Raw genomic sequence first — 2,528 nt, 5'->3', positions numbered from 1 at the left:
AGACGGGAGTTATCATACCGCCCGGGCCCTGTTCGAGCGGCTATTGTTCGACCGCATCCGCGAGATCCCGCTCTACGCCCTGCCGCCGCGAGCGCCGCCGGGGCCGTCCTGGGCGACGGAAGGGCTGGAAGGTGGTTTTACGTGAACCTTCCCCCGTTCCCCACGAAGCCCGTCGCCCACGTGCGGTGCTGCGAGCAGTGCGGCGCAGTCCTCGACGACGACCAGAGCGAGCACGCCTTCTGCGAGAACTGCGAGCATACCGAGCGGGTGCGGGCGCACGAATGCGTCCTCCTGGACAAGCGGCAGAAGACGCTGGAAGGTGTATGATGGACTACTCGGAATGGTGCCGCGACATCGCCGAGGGGTGCACCTTGATAAATGGCCTGGAATGCCAGCACCCGGTGACCGCCCGCCTGCGCTGCGCCTATATCGGGTGCCCGAAACGGCCCGACTTGATCCCGAACCTGGAAGCCGAGATACGATGGCTGGAGGATCAAATTGCATGGCGCAAACGGTCGATAGAGGCATTACGGAAAGGTGTTTTATGAATCCTTTAGCCGAAGCGAAGATCGAGGCCGGCCTTACTCTCCTGCGGGACTTTTACACGAACATGCCCGCCTTCCCGCTGCGCATCGCCATCCAGGAGCTGCAGGAGGCCCTGGCCATCGAGCGGAGGTATGGATCGTGACCTGCGATTATCGCACGCCGAGAGGGTGCTGGTGGGATATCCCCTGCTGGTTCGGGCTGCGGTGCTTCCTACGATTGTGCTACAAGTGGAGGCGACAGTGATGCCCTCCAAATACCACGCGAAAAAAGTCACCCTGGACGGCATCACTTTCGACAGCCAGAAAGAAGCCAAACGATACGGCTGGCTAAAACAATTCCAGCATCAAGGGATTATTCGAAGTATCGAATTGCAGCCGCGATTCGAGCTCCAGCCTGCTTTTAAAAAATGTTGTGGGCGCGTGTACGGTCCCGATGACCCTTCCCCAAAAAAGTGCCCGATCTGCGGACGCAGCCGGAAGAAGATGCGAGGGTTCAGGGCAGAAGAATACGTCGCCGATTTTCTCGTGACCCTTAATGATGGCACCGAAATAGTTGAGGACGTAAAAGGAAAAATTCAAACACCTTTGTTCAAGTCGAAGTGGAAGCGGTTCGAGTACCTCTACCCGGACCGCTGCCTGATGATCGTGACCGATATCAAGGCGGTGCCAACGTGATCCGCATCCGCTACGAGGTTATCTTTTACCTCGAACTCCTGATGGCGTCGCTGCTGGGGCTGGAGTTATTTCTCTTCGCCCGGGCGTGCCTGGCGCTAACCGGCGGGTGGATGCCATGAACGCGGCTCTCGCTCGCCGGGTATGGAGAGAGACCGATCTACACCCTCTGACGGGAGAGGCACCATGAGCGAAACCGTCTTCCAGGGAACAAAAGGGCGGAAAGGCTGGGGGAGCGTTAAACTCATCTGTTTAACCTGTGGGTGCGAGTACTGGAGGAACCCCCGTGCGGCGAAGAACTCGAAGTATTGTAGCCCAGAATGCCGAAATACGGCCTTAAAGAGGAGGAAAAGTGGTTCAAATGTATGAAATATATTACTATTCTATATTATATCTAGCTACCTTGAAAGTAATATATATATATATATATTTGATTCATACCCCGATCCACCCCCCCTCCAAATTGATATATATATCATACTTTTCAGGGGGGAAATCTCATGGCTAATCGGCGGAAATACAAATCCCCCGCCAAAGTCTGCTTAAACGCCGAGGGGGATAAACGGGAAACCATCGCTAATTTGGGCCATTCCGATCCGGAGATTTACGCGATCGGACTGGATACGCTCTATCGCAAATACGTTCAAAATGGGCGTATTCCCACGGCGAAGCTGATCCAATTTTTAGAGGAGAAGAAGGCCGAACGGGATGCTCTCAACCAGGTAATTGATTCAATAGAAGTAGCTATCATCGGACGGGCCGCGAAGGAGAAGGAACGCGAACGGCAGGAGAAGAAGATCCTCAAGGCACTCAAAGAAGTGCTCGGCATAAACGGCCAGCACGTCCGCCGCCTCCCGGAGTCCGACCCGGACGACAACTTCTGGCAGTGGTGGGAGGAGCAGGCATCCCTCGTATCGGCGAAGGCCGGCATCCGGGTCACGCCCGAGGACTGCCAGAAGTACGTGCGGCGGTGTTCGGCATGACGACCGCCCGCGACCTCGCCGTGATCGGGTTACTGGTCAAGCTCCGGGAACACCAGGAAAAATCCGAAGCTCTCGCCCAGCTGATCAGTGCCCTCCAGCCGCTGGCCCAGGACGACCTGAAACTCCGCGAAGCGCTCGAAAAAGCCTTGCTCGCTTCGGATAATTTCGCCGCCGCCATCGACCTCATCGAGGAGGCGGCACCGTGATACTGCAACATCCGCAACACCCGGGAGCGGTCCCATGACCGGCATCCCTCTCACGCACCGGGATACCCCCCTCCGCCGGGAGATCCTGGCCCTCCACCACCGGAAGCTCGCCCCGATCGAGA

At 57.2% G+C, this 2,528-nt stretch carries 7 protein-coding genes; all 7 read left to right on the top strand.

The genetic code is table 11. The annotated features are described in order from the left end of the window. Positions 1-141 precede the first annotated feature (141 nt). The 7 genes from WC683_20815 (at position 142) to WC683_20785 (ending at position 2,406) form a co-directional block, all read left to right on the top strand. Entirely contained in the window at positions 142-327 is a 186-nt protein-coding gene (locus tag WC683_20815) for a hypothetical protein (protein ID MFA4975054.1), read from the top strand. Then, positions 327-548: a hypothetical protein gene (locus WC683_20810; GenBank protein MFA4975053.1), complete on the top strand. Its 222-nt coding sequence runs from the start codon at positions 327-329 to the stop codon at positions 546-548. The genes WC683_20815 and WC683_20810 overlap by 1 nt, the downstream gene beginning before the upstream one ends. Continuing rightward, positions 545-688, top strand: coding sequence for a hypothetical protein (locus WC683_20805; protein MFA4975052.1), 144 nt, complete (start codon positions 545-547; stop codon positions 686-688). The genes WC683_20810 and WC683_20805 overlap by 4 nt, the downstream gene beginning before the upstream one ends. Continuing rightward, on the top strand, positions 678-1,220 hold the full coding sequence (locus tag WC683_20800) for a DUF1064 domain-containing protein (protein ID MFA4975051.1): 543 nt from the start codon (positions 678-680) through the stop codon (positions 1,218-1,220). The genes WC683_20805 and WC683_20800 overlap by 11 nt, the downstream gene beginning before the upstream one ends. Beyond that, positions 1,217-1,339 (top strand): hypothetical protein, encoded by a 123-nt coding sequence (locus WC683_20795; protein MFA4975050.1) that lies wholly within the window; start codon positions 1,217-1,219, stop codon positions 1,337-1,339. The genes WC683_20800 and WC683_20795 overlap by 4 nt, the downstream gene beginning before the upstream one ends. A gap of 378 nt (positions 1,340-1,717) precedes the next feature. Continuing rightward, complete coding sequence (locus WC683_20790; protein MFA4975049.1) at positions 1,718-2,200, top strand: hypothetical protein; 483 nt, start codon at positions 1,718-1,720, stop codon at positions 2,198-2,200. After that, on the top strand, positions 2,197-2,406 hold the full coding sequence (locus WC683_20785; GenBank protein ID MFA4975048.1) for a hypothetical protein: 210 nt from the start codon (positions 2,197-2,199) through the stop codon (positions 2,404-2,406). The genes WC683_20790 and WC683_20785 overlap by 4 nt, the downstream gene beginning before the upstream one ends. Positions 2,407-2,528 lie beyond the last annotated feature (122 nt).

Source organism: bacterium (assembly GCA_041648665.1).
Classification (GTDB): Bacteria; UBA10199; UBA10199; order 2-02-FULL-44-16; family JAAZCA01; genus JAFGMW01.
This window is presented reverse-complemented; position numbering and strand designations above follow the sequence as displayed.

Excerpts from the sequence above, each read along its gene's own strand:
- WC683_20810 (MFA4975053.1), top strand. The coding sequence starts at position 327 with ATGGACTACTCGGAATGGTGCCGCGACATCGCCGAGGGGTGCACCTTG.
- WC683_20805 (MFA4975052.1), top strand. The coding sequence starts at position 545 with ATGAATCCTTTAGCCGAAGCGAAGATCGAGGCCGGCCTTACTCTCCTG.
- WC683_20800 (MFA4975051.1), top strand. The coding sequence starts at position 678 with ATGGATCGTGACCTGCGATTATCGCACGCCGAGAGGGTGCTGGTGGGA.
- WC683_20790 (MFA4975049.1), top strand. The coding sequence starts at position 1,718 with ATGGCTAATCGGCGGAAATACAAATCCCCCGCCAAAGTCTGCTTAAAC.
- WC683_20785 (MFA4975048.1), top strand. The coding sequence starts at position 2,197 with ATGACGACCGCCCGCGACCTCGCCGTGATCGGGTTACTGGTCAAGCTC.